Genomic DNA, 15,985 nt, shown 5'->3' with positions numbered 1-15,985 from the left:
TTATTTCAGCATATCTTTCGTAACAACCAGTTTGGCGACGGTTGCCGGATTCGGTGTAACACGTTCAACGACAATGGTTTCACCTTCGGAGATGTCTCTTTCATCAGACGTTACCGTGGTGATATCTCCTGCTGCTTTGACAGAGCTGTAATAGCATTTACCGTTGTCACAACTGAAGATGTAGTTACCGTTTTTCGCGTCGCCCATCACTTTCACGACCCACGCAGAACCGTTCGCTGCTTTCCAGCCCAGCGCTTTGGCGTCAAAATCAACAACCACATTCGGTACGCCGTTGATTTTTTTAACCGTCAACGATTTCACTTCACCGGCATCCTTGACCGGATTGTTACCTTCCTGCATATCCCTCGTCACAGTGAGCTGTGCCAGGATTTCAGGATTCGGATTGGTACGTTTAACGGTGATCACTTTTCCTGGCGCTAACATGTAGGACATGCCACCGGTCCGTACCGTGCTTTGCGTGCCGTAGTTAGAACGGTAGCTGTAGTAGACACTGTTGCCGGAGGTAGAGAAGGCATATTTACCATCCACATCTACCGAGTAACTGTTACTGCCGCTCAGCTTGCTGGTATCGAAATTTACATTGATGCGCTGCTGCCCATCAAAAACATCGACATAAACCGCTTTCACATCACCGGCAAGATCGGTAGACGCTTCATCTGCGGAATTATCATGAGTAAACGGCGCAAATACCTGGCTGTATGCGTACATCGGTGCCTGCTGTGCGGTCATGCCGCTGTGCTCCGGGCTGACCTGCTTCGCCACGCCCGGCTGATCGCGCGTCATCGACCACGCGCCAATCATGCCGAGGTTGCGTTTTTTCGCGTCGTCCATCACCAGTTTCGCATCGGACAGATAGAACACTTCGCCCTGTACATCGTTGTAACCGATCATCGGGGTGGTGCCCATCATGGCGTTGATCTCTTTGTCAGATTTCTCTGGCCAGATTTTCTTCAACTGGGTGAACATGTTGTCGATAGCGGATGTGGCGCATTTACCGTGGATGTTCTGCCCTTCGGTACCGTCTGACTGACAGACGGCATTACCGTAGTCCATGGTCATTACGTTAATACCAGCCAGCTCAACGCCGACATGGCGCGCATTTTCCAGCACATACAGACCTTCAGCCGTCAGACCGGTCGGCAGAATTGGCAGGGTGTACCAGATACCGACTTTGCGACCTTCCTCTTTCCACTGAGCCTGAACCTCTTTTACTGCCTGGTTGCGGCGATCGATGGAATCCTGATCGGCCACCCATGTGCCTTCGATGTCAAAATCCAGCACGTTCAGGTTCAGGTTATCAACAATGTCGTAGTAGAGTTTTTGCAGATCTTTCACATTCTTACAGGCAGCCGCCAGCGGGGAGTTATTCGCTCCGCCAATGGAAACCATCACATCGCCACCGGCTTCACGCAGCGCTTTTATTTTACTGTACTGTGAGTAATCCTGCAGATTATAGGCCGTACCCCAGGTTGGGATGCACTGCTCGCCACTTTTCGCGACGACAAACGCCATGGTGAAGTGGGTAATGTTTTGCTCTTTCGCCAGTTTCGCCAGATCCGGAATGCTGTTCAGGCTAAAGTCAACGTATGGTGCATAAACGTGGGCAGGCCACGGATTCTTCGGCGTCCCTACGCGCTCTTTGGTGCCAGTCCAGTTGGTATAAATTGCCCATGGGTTTTTATCATACGGCATAACGCCTTTGACTTTCGTCTGAGCGACAAAAGGCATTCCCTTGTAGTACACCAGTTTGCCGGGTTCGTAAAGCGCAATGGAGTTGAGCTGAGGGGCATTCCTAAATTGTTCCTGGGTGAATTCGACCGTTGGGCCTAACGGTTTCCACGGGCGGCCATTGGTGCCGGTCGGGTTCTGGTTACCTGCAATGGAAGGATTTTCGCCAACGGTATAGTACAGTGCTTCATAAGACTGGCCGTCAACTTTGACCTCATCCCCTTTGTTGTAAACCTGGCTGGAACGCCAGTCGGGGACTGGCGTATAGAGTTTCCACGGATTGTCGGCACCTGGGGTAAAGGAATAAGCCGGAACAGGGATTGCCGCTTCATATGTCACATCCTTATAAACGACAATATCATCTTCGGCATAATCTTTTTCGGCGCTGAAGGCGTCGTGGGCGACCGGCGTGGCGCTGCCCGCATCACAGGTCGTTGGGTTGCCGTATTGGTCTATTTCCGCTTTTGTGGCATCGCGCACATAACCCCACGGATTATCCCAGTTTTCAGCGGACGCGCCCTGTGGGCAATTATCGGCATTTACATACCAGCGGTTACTATAAACTTTACTGTCAAAAATAACTTCAATGGTGTTTCCACCTGCCTGACCGCTCCAGGCTTCCAGAGCGAATGCGTTTGCGGCGCACGACATCAGGCCTGCCGCGAGAAAATATCGCGAAATAGTATTGAGTTTCATAAAAGATTCCATTCGATAAATATTAGAAAAATATGGGTGAATGTACTCTAAATAATTAGAGTGGCGAAGAAACGAGTGTTCTTGCGATTTGCCATATATTGAATATCGCGCGGTTATTATTTATGAACCTGACAGGGCGTCAAATATATAAATGATACAAAATGTTTTTGATTATTTTAATTTAATATGGTTTTAATTTAAATAATCGGATGAGAATATGTAATTTATATTTTGTATATATTTTTTTGAATGTATTCGCGCCGGGCGCAAAAAAAATGCGGACTCAAGGTCCGCAAAAGTTCACGTTGGCTTTAGTTATTTCGAGTATGAGAGAAACTCTCAAAACGGACAGTAGCTTCAAGGGTTAAAGGGGTACCGTTCCGTTTCTGTGGTGCATTATTAAACAGAAAGCTTGATAGGGATAATCGTTCGTTGCTATTCTACCTATCGCTACGAACTATCGTGGCGATGGAGGATGAATAATGAATATTCGTGATCTTGAATACCTGGTGGCGCTAGCCGAACATCGTCACTTCCGACGAGCGGCAGACTCCTGTCACGTTAGTCAGCCAACGCTGAGCGGACAGATCCGCAAGCTGGAAGATGAGCTTGGCGTCATGCTGCTGGAGCGTACGAGTCGCAAAGTGCTGTTCACTCAGGCAGGTTTACTGCTGGTGGATCAGGCGCGCACCGTGCTGCGCGAGGTCAAAGTGCTCAAGGAGATGGCAAGCCAACAAGGCGAGACAATGTCTGGACCGCTGCATATTGGTTTGATCCCAACGGTAGGGCCATACCTGCTGCCGCATATTATTCCTATGTTGCACCAGACCTTCCCAAAACTGGAAATGTATCTCCATGAGGCGCAGACGCATCAGCTGTTGGCGCAACTGGATAGCGGTAAGCTCGACTGCGTCATTCTGGCGCTGGTGAAAGAGAGTGAGGCGTTCATCGAAGTACCGTTATTTGATGAGCCTATGCTGCTGGCGATCTATGAAGATCACCCATGGGCAAACCGCGACTGTGTGCCGATGTCCGATCTGGCGGGTGAGAAACTGCTGATGCTAGAGGATGGCCACTGCCTGCGCGATCAGGCGATGGGCTTCTGCTTTGAAGCGGGTGCTGATGAGGATACCCATTTCCGGGCGACCAGTCTGGAAACGCTGCGTAACATGGTGGCGGCAGGCAGCGGTATTACCTTACTGCCCGCGCTGGCCGTGCCGCCGGAGCGTAAGCGTGATGGCGTTGTCTATCTGCCCTGCATCAAGCCTGAACCGCGCCGTACGATTGGCCTGGTGTATCGTCCAGGTTCGCCGCTGCGCAGCCGTTATGAACAGCTGGCAGAGGCCATCCGTGGGTCAATGGATGGCCATTTCGACAGTGCGTTAAAACAGGCGGTTTAAGCCATTTAGCGCTGCTACCCGATAGGCTTCCGCCATGGTTGGGTAGTTAAAGGTGGTGTTAACGAAGTATTCGATGGTGTTACCACCACCTTTTTGCTCCATTATCGCCTGACCGATGTGAATAATTTCGGCCGCGCGTTCCCCAAAGCAGTGGATCCCCAGAATCTCTTTCGTTTCGCGATGGAACAGGATCTTCAGCGTTCCGACACTCATACCCACGATTTGCGCACGTGCCAGATGTTTAAACTGGGCGCGGCCAACCTCGTATGGAACTTTCATGGCCGTGAGCTGCTGCTCGGTTTTACCGACGGAGCTGATTTCCGGAATGGTATAAATCCCGGTCGGGATATCTTCGATCAGATGCGCGGTAGCTTCGCCTTTTACCAATGCCTGGGCGGCAATGCGTCCCTGATCGTAGGCCGCCGATGCCAGACTCGGATAGCCGATCACATCTCCTACGGCATACACGTGCGGCAGCGCCGTCTGGTACATGCTGTTGACCTTCAACTGTCCGCGGCTGTCGGTTTTCAGCCCAATATTTTCCAGCGCCAGCGAATCGGTATTACCGGTACGGCCATTGGCGTACAACAGGCAGTCGGCTTTCAGTTTCTTACCGGATTTCAGATGCATGATGACGCCGTCATCGCAACCTTCAATCTTCTCGTACTCTTCGTTGTGGCGAATGACCACTCCGCTGTTCCAGAAGTGGTAAGAGAGCGAGTCGGACATCTCTTGATCGAGGAACGCAAGCAGGCGATCGCGAGTGTTGATTAAATCGACTTTGACGTCCATTCCACGGAAGATCGACGCATATTCGCAGCCAATTACTCCCGCGCCATAAATCAAAACATGGCGGGGTTCATGGTGCAGGCTCAGGATAGAGTCGCTGTCATAAACCCGGGGATGGGAAAAGTCGACATCCACCGGATGATAGGGGCGTGAACCACAGGCGATGATGAACTTATCCGCGGTCAGCGTTTCCACCGTGCCGTCGTGGCATTCAAGGGCGAGTGTGTGTTCATCAACAAAACGGGCATTTCCCTGCAAAATTTCACAGTGGTTGCGCTCGTAAAATCCTTGCCGCATACGCGTTTGCTGATTAATAACGTTATCAGCGTGGTTGAGAATATCGGCGAAAGAAGAACGAAGGAGTCGGGAGTGGTCGCTGTAAAGTGGGTTCTGATTGAATTCAATAATACGGCTGACGGCGTGGCGGAGGGCTTTCGACGGGATGGTCCCCCAGTGGGTACAGCCTCCGCCGACGTTATGATAGCGCTCAATCACCGCGACGAGCGCTCCTTGCTTAACCAGACCCATTGCAGCGCCTTCGCCGCCGGGACCGGAACCTATTACTATTGCATCGTAATCGTAGGAATGTGACATGGTCAGGCTTACCTGTTCTTATACATAAAAGCAACAGAATAGTAACATCGTTGTCGGGATAACCCAATTATCGTTGTGCTTTTTTGCGAACCCGAAGCACAAACTGCGCGTAAACAATCATTCACAAAGCCATGCCAACCGCCTAATCTCTGGTATAGTGCCAGCAAGGTATGTGGAAGGATTCAGACATCGTGATGGGCGTTAGAGCGCAACAAAAAGAAAAAACCCGGCGTTCGCTGGTAGAAGCCGCATTTAGTCAACTCAGCGCTGAGCGTAGTTTTGCCAGCCTCAGTTTACGCGAAGTCGCTCGTGAAGCGGGCATTGCGCCAACCTCGTTTTATCGCCATTTCCGCGATGTGGATGAACTCGGCCTGACGATGGTGGATGAGAGTGGTTTGATGCTGCGTCAGTTGATGCGTCAGGCGCGTCAGCGTATCGCGAAGGGCGGGAGTGTGATCCGCACCTCGGTCTCAACATTTATGGAGTTCATCGGCAACAATCCCAACGCCTTCCGTTTATTATTGCGCGAGCGTTCGGGAACCTCCGCAGCGTTTCGCGCAGCGGTCGCTCGTGAAATTCAGCACTTCATTGCGGAACTTGCGGACTATCTCGAACTCGAAAACCATATGCCTCGTGCGTTTACTGAAGCGCAGGCCGAAGCCATGGTCACCATTGTGTTCAGCGCCGGGGCAGAAGCACTGGATGTTGGCGCCGAGCAGCGTCGACAACTGGAAGAACGGCTGGTATTGCAACTGCGCATGATCGCGAAGGGCGCATTTTATTGGTACCGCCGTGAACAAGAGAAGATGACGCATCACTCCGAGTAACGAGAAGGACGAGCAATGAAACAGTCAGGTCAAGATAAAGGTACGCTGCTGCTGGCGCTGGTTGCTGGCTTATCGATCAATGGCACATTTGCGGCGCTGTTTAGCTCCATTGTGCCATTCTCAGTATTCCCAATTATTTCGCTGGTGCTGACGGTTTATTGTCTGCATCAACGCTATCAAAACCGCACCATGCCTGTGGGGTTACCGGGCCTGGCCGCCGCCTGTTTTATTCTCGGCGTTCTGTTGTACAGCACTGTGGTACGCGCTGAATATCCGGATATTGGCTCTAACTTCTTCCCGGCGGTTCTGTCGGTGATTCTGGTGTTCTGGATCGGCTTTAAAGTGCGTAACCGTAGACAGGAAATCGTGGAGTAATATTTGTAGGCCAGGCAAGCGAAGCGCGCCTGGCCAGGACATCATTTACTTGGCGGTCAGTAATACTCCGCACTCCATATGGTGCGTATACGGGAACTGATCGAACAGAGCCAGGCGTGAAACATTGTGCGTCTGGCTTAACGTTTCCAGGTTCTTACACAATGTCTCCGGGTTACAGGAGATGTACAGAATTCGCGGGTACGCCTGCACCATTTTCTCTGTTTCGCTGTCCAGACCGCTGCGCGGTGGGTCAACGAAAATGGTTTCACACTGGTAACTCTTCAGATCGATTCCCTGCAAACGGTTGAACTCACGAACCCCGTTCATCGCCTGAGTAAACTCTTCGGCCGCCATGCGGATAATTTGTACGTTATCAATATGGTTAGCCGCTATGTTGTATTGCGCAGCAGCCACGGACGGTTTAGCGATTTCAGTGGCCAGCACGCGGTTGAAGTTTTGTGCGAGGGCTAACGAGAAATTGCCATTGCCGCAGTACAGCTCAAGCAGGTCGCCTTTTGATCCCCTGGTGACATCAATCGCCCATTCCAGCATCTGAATATTCATGGCGGCATTCGGCTGGGTGAAGCTGTTCTCAACCTGGCGGTAGATAATCTCTTTACCCGCAACCGGCAAGCGTTCGTCAATGTAATCCTGGTCCAGCTCGATTTTGGTTTTGGTTGCCCGGCCAATCAGATGCACGTTCAGGTTTTGCGCCCGTAACGCATCCCGCAGCGCTTCAGCTTCCTGACGCCATTCATCATCCAGCTTTTTATGGTACAGCATCGATACCACCGCCTGATCGCTCAGGGTAGTGAGGTAATCAATCTGGAACAGTTTGTGGCGCAGGACGTGGTTGTTGCGAACGCCGTCGATCATTGCCGCCATCAGCGTGTTGATAAGCTCGCTGGCCGCCGGGAAACTGTCGACGCGGATACGGCTTTTGGTCTGGCTGTCAAACATGATGTGGTACAGATCATCCCCGTCATGCCACAGACGAAATTCCGCGCGCATACGGTAGTGGCTGACCGGCGAGCGAAACACTTCCGGAGCCTGTGCATAAAATGGCGTCATTAAGCTCTGCAGACGCACTACTTTTTCAGCTAACTGGGCGTCGTACTGTTCTGTCGGAAGGTGTTCGGGGGTCATGATGCGTCCTGAAAAATAAAAGTACGCGGGGATTGTAGGGATTGCTCAACAGATGTCCAGTCATTGATGATTTCCGATATTGTGATGCACGGTCTGGACACCAGGTTGTAACAAACTGTAGCATCCGTTTTCCGGTCCTGTGAGTTAAAAGGGAATCCAGTGTGAATCTGGAGCTGACGCGCAGCGGTAAGGAAGGTAGGAGATGATCGCACCTGGTGCAGACACTGCGGCTTGCCGTGGGAAGTCATCATCTCTTTAAGTTGCCTCCAAGCCCGAAGACCTGCCGGCTAACGTCGCATCTGGTTTTCATCATCGCGTACTATCGGTGGGACCTGCGGCATCCTTCTTATATTGTGGATGCTTTACAATGATTAAAAAATCGTTGCTGTGCACGGCGCTGTCCGTCACAGCATTTTCGGGTTGGGCGCAGGACACTAGCCCAGATACTCTCGTCGTCACTGCCAACCGTTTTCAGCAGCCTCGTAGCGCTGTACTTGCCCCTATCACCGTTGTTACACGTCAGGATATCGATCGCTGGCAATCCACTTCCGTCAATGATGTGCTTCGTCGCCTGCCGGGTGTGGATATCGCGCAATACGGTGGTATGGGACAAAATTCGTCTATTTCTATTCGCGGCACCAACGCCAGCCATGTGCTGGTGTTGATTGACGGCGTGCGTCTGAACCTGGCAGGGGTTAGCGGCGCAGCCGATCTTAGCCAGTTCCCAGTTTCGTTAGTGCAACGTATCGAATACATTCGTGGGCCGCGTTCGGCAGTTTATGGTTCTGATGCGATTGGCGGTGTGGTGAATATCATTACCACGCGTGAAAAGCCGGGGACGGAACTCACTGCCGGTGTGGGGAGCAATGGGTATCAGAATTACGATGTCTCAACCCAACAACAGCTTGGCGAAAATACGCGCGTCACATTAATGGGCGATTATGCCTATACCAAAGGTTTTGATGTTGTCGCATACGGTAGCACTGGCTCTCAGGCTCAGCCCGACAAAGACGGTTTCTTAAGTAAGACGCTGTATGGCGCGCTGGAACATAACTTTTCCGATACATGGAGCGGGTTTGTTCGCGGCTACGGCTATGATAACCGAACAGATTATGACGCGTATTATTATCCTGGGACGCCGTTAGTGGATACCCGTCAGCTCTATAGCCAAAGCTGGGATGCCGGGCTGCGCTTTAATGGCGAGCTTATCCAGTCGCAACTGGTTTCCAGCTATAGCCATAGTAAAGATTACAACTATGATCCGGATTATGGTCGCTATGACTCCTCGGCCACACTGGATGATATGAAGCAATATAATGTTCAGTGGTCCAACAGTATGGTGCTTGGTCACGGTAACGTAGGCGCAGGCGTTGACTGGCAAAAGCAAACCACGACGCCTGGCACCGGGTATGTCACGGACGGTTACGATCAGCGTAATACGGGTCTCTACCTGACCGGGTTGCAGCAACTGGGCGACTTTACCTTTGAAGGTGCGGCGCGCAGTGATGATAACTCCGAGTTTGGCCGTCATGGCACATGGCAGACCAGCGCCGGATGGGAGTTTATTGAAGGCTATCGCTTTATTGCGTCCTACGGTACATCTTACAAAGCGCCTAATCTCGGACAGTTGCATGGTTATTACGGCAATTCGAACCTGGATCCTGAACAAAGTAAGCAATGGGAAGGGGCGTTTGAAGGCTTAACGGCGGGCGTGAACTGGCGTGTATCCGGATATCGTAATGATATTGACGACATGATCGATTACGACCCGCATACCGAGAAATACTTTAACGAAGGTAAAGTTCGTATTAAAGGTGTGGAAGCGACCGCAAACTTTGATACCGGGCCGTTGGCACATACGCTGAGCTACGATTATGTCGATTCGCGCAATGCGATTACGGACAAGCCGCTCGCACGGCGTTCTAAAAACCAGGTGAAGTACCAGCTCGACTGGCAGGTTTATGATTTTGACTGGGGCCTGACGTATCATTACCTGGGAACGCGTTATGATACTGACTACGTAACCTACCAGCCGGTAAAAATGGGTGGGGTTAGCCTGTGGGATCTTGGCGTGTCATATCCAATCACCTCACAGCTGACAGTTCGTGGTAAAATCGCCAACCTGTTCGATAAAGATTACGAGACAGTTTATGGCTACGCAACTGCAGGACGGGAATACACCTTGTCTGGCAGCTACACTTTCTGATCCGCGTCCCACCGTGCTGGTGTTTGATTCCGGCGTCGGTGGGTTGTCGGTCTATGACGAGATCCGGCGTCTTCTGCCGGATCTCCACTATATATACGCTTTCGACAACGTCGCCTTTCCTTATGGAGAGAAGAGCGAGGAGTTTATCGTCGAACGTGTTGTTGAGATTGTGACTGCGGTCCAGCAGCGCTATCCCCTCTCTCTTGCGGTCATCGCGTGTAATACAGCAAGCACGGTATCGCTCCCTGCATTACGTGAGAAATTTGCCTTTCCGGTTGTGGGCGTGGTGCCTGCTATTAAACCGGCGGCGCGACTCACGGCGAATGGTGTGGTGGGACTGCTGGCTACGCGTGCAACGGTGAAGCGTTCATATACCCATGAGTTGATTGCACGGTTTGCTAACGAATGTCAGATAGCGATGCTGGGTTCCGCTGAGCTGGTGGAACTGGCGGAAGCGAAGCTGCACGGTGAAACCATTTCTCTGGAAGAACTGCGTCGTGTCCTGCGCCCTTGGCTGCGGATGTCGGAACCACCTGACACGGTGGTGCTCGGATGCACCCATTTCCCTCTATTACGGGAAGAACTTTTACAGGTCCTGCCCGAGGGGACGCGGCTGGTGGATTCTGGTGCCGCGATTGCGCGTCGTACGGCCTGGTTATTAGAACATGAAGCGCCAGACGCGAAATCAACTGATGAGAATGTCGCATTCTGCATGGCAATGACGGCAGAAGCCGAACAATTATTGCCCGTGCTGCAGCGTTATGGCTTTAAGACGCTCGAAAAACTGGCTGTTTAGGCTGTTTTGGTGGAAAAATACGCACTCGGAAGATTATTTTAAATTTTCCCTTGTCAGCCTGAAATAACTCCCTATAATGCGCCTCCACTGACACGGAACAACGGATTACAAACCGCCGGGTCAGCGGGGTTCCACTGAGAATCTCGCAGAGAAAAGCAAAAATAAATGCTTGACTCTGAATGAGGAAAACGTAATATACGGGACCTCGCGACAGAGCGCTAAAGCGCGTCGCAACTGCTCTTTAACAATTTATCAGACAATCTGTGTGGGCACTCGAAGATACGGATTCTTAACGTCGCAAGACGAAAAATGAATACCAAGTCTCTGAGTGAACACGTAATTCATTACGAAGTTTAATTCACGAGCATCAAACTTAAATTGAAGAGTTTGATCATGGCTCAGATTGAACGCTGGCGGCAGGCCTAACACATGCAAGTCGAACGGTAGCACAGAGGAGCTTGCTCCTTGGGTGACGAGTGGCGGACGGGTGAGTAATGTCTGGGAAACTGCCCGATGGAGGGGGATAACTACTGGAAACGGTAGCTAATACCGCATAACGTCGCAAGACCAAAGAGGGGGACCTTCGGGCCTCTTGCCATCGGATGTGCCCAGATGGGATTAGCTAGTAGGTGGGGTAACGGCTCACCTAGGCGACGATCCCTAGCTGGTCTGAGAGGATGACCAGCCACACTGGAACTGAGACACGGTCCAGACTCCTACGGGAGGCAGCAGTGGGGAATATTGCACAATGGGCGCAAGCCTGATGCAGCCATGCCGCGTGTATGAAGAAGGCCTTCGGGTTGTAAAGTACTTTCAGCGAGGAGGAAGGTGTTGTGGTTAATAACCGCAGCAATTGACGTTACTCGCAGAAGAAGCACCGGCTAACTCCGTGCCAGCAGCCGCGGTAATACGGAGGGTGCAAGCGTTAATCGGAATTACTGGGCGTAAAGCGCACGCAGGCGGTCTGTCAAGTCGGATGTGAAATCCCCGGGCTCAACCTGGGAACTGCATCCGAAACTGGCAGGCTAGAGTCTTGTAGAGGGGGGTAGAATTCCAGGTGTAGCGGTGAAATGCGTAGAGATCTGGAGGAATACCGGTGGCGAAGGCGGCCCCCTGGACAAAGACTGACGCTCAGGTGCGAAAGCGTGGGGAGCAAACAGGATTAGATACCCTGGTAGTCCACGCCGTAAACGATGTCGACTTGGAGGTTGTGCCCTTGAGGCGTGGCTTCCGGAGCTAACGCGTTAAGTCGACCGCCTGGGGAGTACGGCCGCAAGGTTAAAACTCAAATGAATTGACGGGGGCCCGCACAAGCGGTGGAGCATGTGGTTTAATTCGATGCAACGCGAAGAACCTTACCTACTCTTGACATCCAGAGAACTTAGCAGAGATGCTTTGGTGCCTTCGGGAACTCTGAGACAGGTGCTGCATGGCTGTCGTCAGCTCGTGTTGTGAAATGTTGGGTTAAGTCCCGCAACGAGCGCAACCCTTATCCTTTGTTGCCAGCGATTCGGTCGGGAACTCAAAGGAGACTGCCAGTGATAAACTGGAGGAAGGTGGGGATGACGTCAAGTCATCATGGCCCTTACGAGTAGGGCTACACACGTGCTACAATGGCATATACAAAGAGAAGCGACCTCGCGAGAGCAAGCGGACCTCATAAAGTATGTCGTAGTCCGGATTGGAGTCTGCAACTCGACTCCATGAAGTCGGAATCGCTAGTAATCGTGGATCAGAATGCCACGGTGAATACGTTCCCGGGCCTTGTACACACCGCCCGTCACACCATGGGAGTGGGTTGCAAAAGAAGTAGGTAGCTTAACCTTCGGGAGGGCGCTTACCACTTTGTGATTCATGACTGGGGTGAAGTCGTAACAAGGTAACCGTAGGGGAACCTGCGGTTGGATCACCTCCTTACCTTAAAGAACCGACCTTTGTAGTGCTCACACAGATTGTCTGATGAAAATTAGCAGTAAGAAAATCTCTGCAGGCTTGTAGCTCAGGTGGTTAGAGCGCACCCCTGATAAGGGTGAGGTCGGTGGTTCAAGTCCACTCAGGCCTACCAAATTCGCCTCCGTGCTGTGTTACGGCGATGCTCGCATACTTCAGTATGCTTCGCACCACCGCGCCTTGCCCGGAAACGAATTAGGGTACAGAGATTAGCATTTACGATGGGGTTATAGCTCAGCTGGGAGAGCGCCTGCCTTGCACGCAGGAGGTCTGCGGTTCGATCCCGCATAGCTCCACCATCCTTTACTGCAAAAACACAAGAAAACTTCAGAGTGTACCTGAAAAGGTTCACTGCGAAGTTTTGCTCTTTAAAAATCTGGATCAAGCTGAAAATTGAAACGACACACTGTTTCATTTCTCCGTAAACAAGAAATGAAAAGCGGTGTGTCCTAGTCTCTCAAATTTTCGCAATACTGAAGTGTTTTACGAAACATCTTCGGGTTGTGAGGTTAAGCGACTAAGCGTACACGGTGGATGCCCTGGCAGTCAGAGGCGATGAAGGACGTGCTAATCTGCGATAAGCGTCGGTAAGGTGATATGAACCGTTATAACCGGCGATTTCCGAATGGGGAAACCCAGTGTGATTCGTCACACTATCATTACGTGAATACATAGCGTAATGAAGCGAACCGGGGGAACTGAAACATCTAAGTACCCCGAGGAAAAGAAATCAACCGAGATTCCCCCAGTAGCGGCGAGCGAACGGGGAGCAGCCCAGAGTCTGAATCAGCATGTGTGGTAGTGGAACGGTCTGGAAAGTCCGACGGTACAGGGTGATAGTCCCGTACACAAAAGTGCATGTGTTGTGAACTCGAAGAGTAGGGCGGGACACGTGGTATCCTGTCTGAATATGGGGGGACCATCCTCCAAGGCTAAATACTCCTGACTGACCGATAGTGAACCAGTACCGTGAGGGAAAGGCGAAAAGAACCCCGGCGAGGGGAGTGAAAAAGAACCTGAAACCGTGTACGTACAAGCAGTGGGAGCCTCTTTATGGGGTGACTGCGTACCTTTTGTATAATGGGTCAGCGACTTATATTCTGTAGCAAGGTTAACCGAATAGGGGAGCCGAAGGGAAACCGAGTCTTAACTGGGCGTTAAGTTGCAGGGTATAGACCCGAAACCCGGTGATCTAGCCATGGGCAGGTTGAAGGTTGGGTAACACTAACTGGAGGACCGAACCGACTAATGTTGAAAAATTAGCGGATGACTTGTGGCTGGGGGTGAAAGGCCAATCAAACCGGGAGATAGCTGGTTCTCCCCGAAAGCTATTTAGGTAGCGCCTCGTGAATTCATCTTCGGGGGTAGAGCACTGTTTCGGCTAGGGGGTCATCCCGACTTACCAACCCGATGCAAACTGCGAATACCGAAGAATGTTATCACGGGAGACACACGGCGGGTGCTAACGTCCGTCGTGAAGAGGGAAACAACCCAGACCGCCAGCTAAGGTCCCAAAGTCATGGTTAAGTGGGAAACGATGTGGGAAGGCACAGACAGCCAGGATGTTGGCTTAGAAGCAGCCATCATTTAAAGAAAGCGTAATAGCTCACTGGTCGAGTCGGCCTGCGCGGAAGATGTAACGGGGCTAAACCATGCACCGAAGCTGCGGCAGCGACACTATGTGTTGTTGGGTAGGGGAGCGTTCTGTAAGCCGTTGAAGGTGGCCTGTGAGGGTTGCTGGAGGTATCAGAAGTGCGAATGCTGACATAAGTAACGATAATGCGGGTGAAAAACCCGCACGCCGGAAGACCAAGGGTTCCTGTCCAACGTTAATCGGGGCAGGGTGAGTCGACCCCTAAGGCGAGGCCGAAAGGCGTAGTCGATGGGAAACAGGTTAATATTCCTGTACTTGGTGTTACTGCGAAGGGGGGACGGAGAAGGCTATGTTAGCCGGGCGACGGTTGTCCCGGTTTAAGCATGTAGGCGGAGATTCCAGGTAAATCCGGAGTCTTGTTAACGCTGAGGTGTGATGACGAGGCACTACGGTGCTGAAGTAACAAATGCCCTGCTTCCAGGAAAAGCCTCTAAGCATCAGGTAACACGAAATCGTACCCCAAACCGACACAGGTGGTCAGGTAGAGAATACCAAGGCGCTTGAGAGAACTCGGGTGAAGGAACTAGGCAAAATGGTGCCGTAACTTCGGGAGAAGGCACGCTGATATGTAGGTGAAGTGATTTACTCATGGAGCTGAAATCAGTCGAAGATACCAGCTGGCTGCAACTGTTTATTAAAAACACAGCACTGTGCAAACACGAAAGTGGACGTATACGGTGTGACGCCTGCCCGGTGCCGGAAGGTTAATTGATGGGGTTATCCGTAAGGAGAAGCTCTTGATCGAAGCCCCGGTAAACGGCGGCCGTAACTATAACGGTCCTAAGGTAGCGAAATTCCTTGTCGGGTAAGTTCCGACCTGCACGAATGGCGTAATGATGGCCAGGCTGTCTCCACCCGAGACTCAGTGAAATTGAACTCGCTGTGAAGATGCAGTGTACCCGCGGCAAGACGGAAAGACCCCGTGAACCTTTACTATAGCTTGACACTGAACACTGGTCCTTGATGTGTAGGATAGGTGGGAGGCTTTGAAGTGTGGACGCCAGTCTGCATGGAGCCAACCTTGAAATACCACCCTTTAATGGCTGGTGTTCTAACGTAGACCCGTGATCCGGGTTGCGGACAGTGTCTGGTGGGTAGTTTGACTGGGGCGGTCTCCTCCTAAAGAGTAACGGAGGAGCACGAAGGTTAGCTAATCCTGGTCGGACATCAGGAGGTTAGTGCAAAGGCATAAGCTAGCTTGACTGCGAGAGTGACGGCTCGAGCAGGTGCGAAAGCAGGTCTTAGTGATCCGGTGGTTCTGAATGGAAGGGCCATCGCTCAACGGATAAAAGGTACTCCGGGGATAACAGGCTGATACCGCCCAAGAGTTCATATCGACGGCGGTGTTTGGCACCTCGATGTCGGCTCATCACATCCTGGGGCTGAAGTAGGTCCCAAGGGTATGGCTGTTCGCCATTTAAAGTGGTACGCGAGCTGGGTTTAGAACGTCGTGAGACAGTTCGGTCCCTATCTGCCGTGGGCGCTGGAGAATTGAGGGGGGCTGCTCCTAGTACGAGAGGACCGGAGTGGACGCATCACTGGTGTTCGGGTTGTCATGCCAATGGCATTGCCCGGTAGCTAAATGCGGAAGAGATAAGTGCTGAAAGCATCTAAGCACGAAACTTGCCCCGAGATGAGTTCTCCCTGACCCTTTAAGGGTCCTGAAGGAACGTTGAAGACGACGACGTTGATAGGTCGGGTGTGTAAGCGTAGCGATACGTTGAGCTAACCGATACTAATGAACCGTGAGGCTTAACCTTACAACGCCGAAGGTGTTTTGGCGAAGAGACACGAAATTCAGCT

Annotated in this window: 8 protein-coding genes, 2 tRNA genes, 2 rRNA genes and 1 riboswitch; of the genes, 9 read left to right on the top strand and 3 right to left on the bottom strand. The window is 51.8% G+C overall.

The features are described from left to right. Window positions 1-2,445 (bottom strand): glycosyl hydrolase family 18 protein, encoded by a 2,445-nt coding sequence (locus HV302_RS24190; protein ID WP_181626667.1) that lies wholly within the window; start codon window positions 2,443-2,445, stop codon window positions 1-3. Between the two features lie 482 nt (window positions 2,446-2,927). Here HV302_RS24190 and oxyR point away from each other — a divergent pair, with 482 nt between their 5' ends. Further along, on the top strand, window positions 2,928-3,845 hold the full coding sequence (gene oxyR / locus HV302_RS24185; RefSeq protein WP_003028858.1) for a DNA-binding transcriptional regulator OxyR: 918 nt from the start codon (window positions 2,928-2,930) through the stop codon (window positions 3,843-3,845). Here oxyR and sthA read toward each other — a convergent pair. Then, entirely contained in the window at window positions 3,828-5,228 is a 1,401-nt protein-coding gene (sthA, locus tag HV302_RS24180; RefSeq protein ID WP_181626666.1) for a Si-specific NAD(P)(+) transhydrogenase, read from the bottom strand. The two genes, oxyR and sthA, sit on opposite strands and share 18 nt — an antisense overlap. A gap of 191 nt (window positions 5,229-5,419) precedes the next feature. On the opposite strand from sthA, the gene fabR reads away from it, so the two are divergent. Together fabR and HV302_RS24170 are read left to right on the top strand one after the other, a co-directional pair. Then, on the top strand, window positions 5,420-6,055 hold the full coding sequence (fabR, locus tag HV302_RS24175) for an HTH-type transcriptional repressor FabR (protein WP_003028862.1): 636 nt from the start codon (window positions 5,420-5,422) through the stop codon (window positions 6,053-6,055). 15 nt (window positions 6,056-6,070) lie between these two features. Beyond that, window positions 6,071-6,430 carry a YijD family membrane protein gene (locus tag HV302_RS24170; RefSeq protein WP_016155292.1) on the top strand — a complete coding sequence of 120 codons (360 nt, stop codon included), beginning with the start codon at window positions 6,071-6,073 and terminating at the stop codon, window positions 6,428-6,430. A 45-nt stretch (window positions 6,431-6,475) separates the two neighbouring features. Here HV302_RS24170 and trmA read toward each other — a convergent pair whose 3' ends face one another. Beyond that, the gene (trmA, locus tag HV302_RS24165; RefSeq protein WP_181626665.1) at window positions 6,476-7,576 is read right to left on the bottom strand and encodes a tRNA (uridine(54)-C5)-methyltransferase TrmA; all 1,101 of its coding nucleotides are present in this window, start codon (window positions 7,574-7,576) and stop codon (window positions 6,476-6,478) included. A 115-nt stretch (window positions 7,577-7,691) separates the two neighbouring features. Beyond that, window positions 7,692-7,878: riboswitch (cobalamin riboswitch) on the top strand. A 65-nt stretch (window positions 7,879-7,943) separates the two neighbouring features. Between trmA and btuB the strand changes: the two genes are divergently transcribed. From btuB to HV302_RS24135, 6 genes are all read left to right on the top strand, one after another. Further along, window positions 7,944-9,782 (top strand): TonB-dependent vitamin B12 receptor BtuB, encoded by a 1,839-nt coding sequence (gene btuB / locus HV302_RS24160; protein WP_047497611.1) that lies wholly within the window; start codon window positions 7,944-7,946, stop codon window positions 9,780-9,782. After that, window positions 9,727-10,578 (top strand): glutamate racemase, encoded by an 852-nt coding sequence (murI, locus tag HV302_RS24155; protein ID WP_046276418.1) that lies wholly within the window; start codon window positions 9,727-9,729, stop codon window positions 10,576-10,578. The genes btuB and murI overlap by 56 nt, the downstream gene beginning before the upstream one ends. 375 nt (window positions 10,579-10,953) lie before the next feature. Next, a 16S ribosomal RNA gene (locus HV302_RS24150) occupies window positions 10,954-12,495 on the top strand. A 71-nt stretch (window positions 12,496-12,566) separates the two neighbouring features. Further along, window positions 12,567-12,643 (top strand) — tRNA-Ile (locus HV302_RS24145). 108 nt (window positions 12,644-12,751) lie between these two features. Then, window positions 12,752-12,827 (top strand) — tRNA-Ala (locus HV302_RS24140). Window positions 12,828-13,035: 208 nt separating this feature from the next. After that, window positions 13,036-15,942 (top strand): 23S ribosomal RNA (locus tag HV302_RS24135). Together the 16S and 23S rRNA genes with 2 tRNA genes alongside form the textbook arrangement of a ribosomal RNA operon. The last annotated feature ends 43 nt before the right edge of the window (window positions 15,943-15,985 follow it).

It is taken from the genome of Citrobacter sp. RHBSTW-00859 (genome assembly GCF_013729795.1).
GTDB lineage: Bacteria > Pseudomonadota > Gammaproteobacteria > Enterobacterales > Enterobacteriaceae > Citrobacter > Citrobacter braakii.
The sequence above is the reverse complement of the archived record's forward strand: the minus strand, read 5'-3'. Positions and strand labels throughout refer to the sequence as shown.

Coding starts and splice junctions, on each gene's coding strand:
- HV302_RS24190 (WP_181626667.1), bottom strand. CDS start 2,445: ATGAAACTCAATACTATTTCGCGATATTTTCTCGCGGCAGGCCTGATG.
- oxyR (WP_003028858.1), top strand. CDS start 2,928: ATGAATATTCGTGATCTTGAATACCTGGTGGCGCTAGCCGAACATCGT.
- sthA (WP_181626666.1), bottom strand. CDS start 5,228: ATGTCACATTCCTACGATTACGATGCAATAGTAATAGGTTCCGGTCCC.
- HV302_RS24170 (WP_016155292.1), top strand. CDS start 6,071: ATGAAACAGTCAGGTCAAGATAAAGGTACGCTGCTGCTGGCGCTGGTT.
- trmA (WP_181626665.1), bottom strand. CDS start 7,576: ATGACCCCCGAACACCTTCCGACAGAACAGTACGACGCCCAGTTAGCT.
- btuB (WP_047497611.1), top strand. CDS start 7,944: ATGATTAAAAAATCGTTGCTGTGCACGGCGCTGTCCGTCACAGCATTT.
- murI (WP_046276418.1), top strand. CDS start 9,727: ATGGCTACGCAACTGCAGGACGGGAATACACCTTGTCTGGCAGCTACA.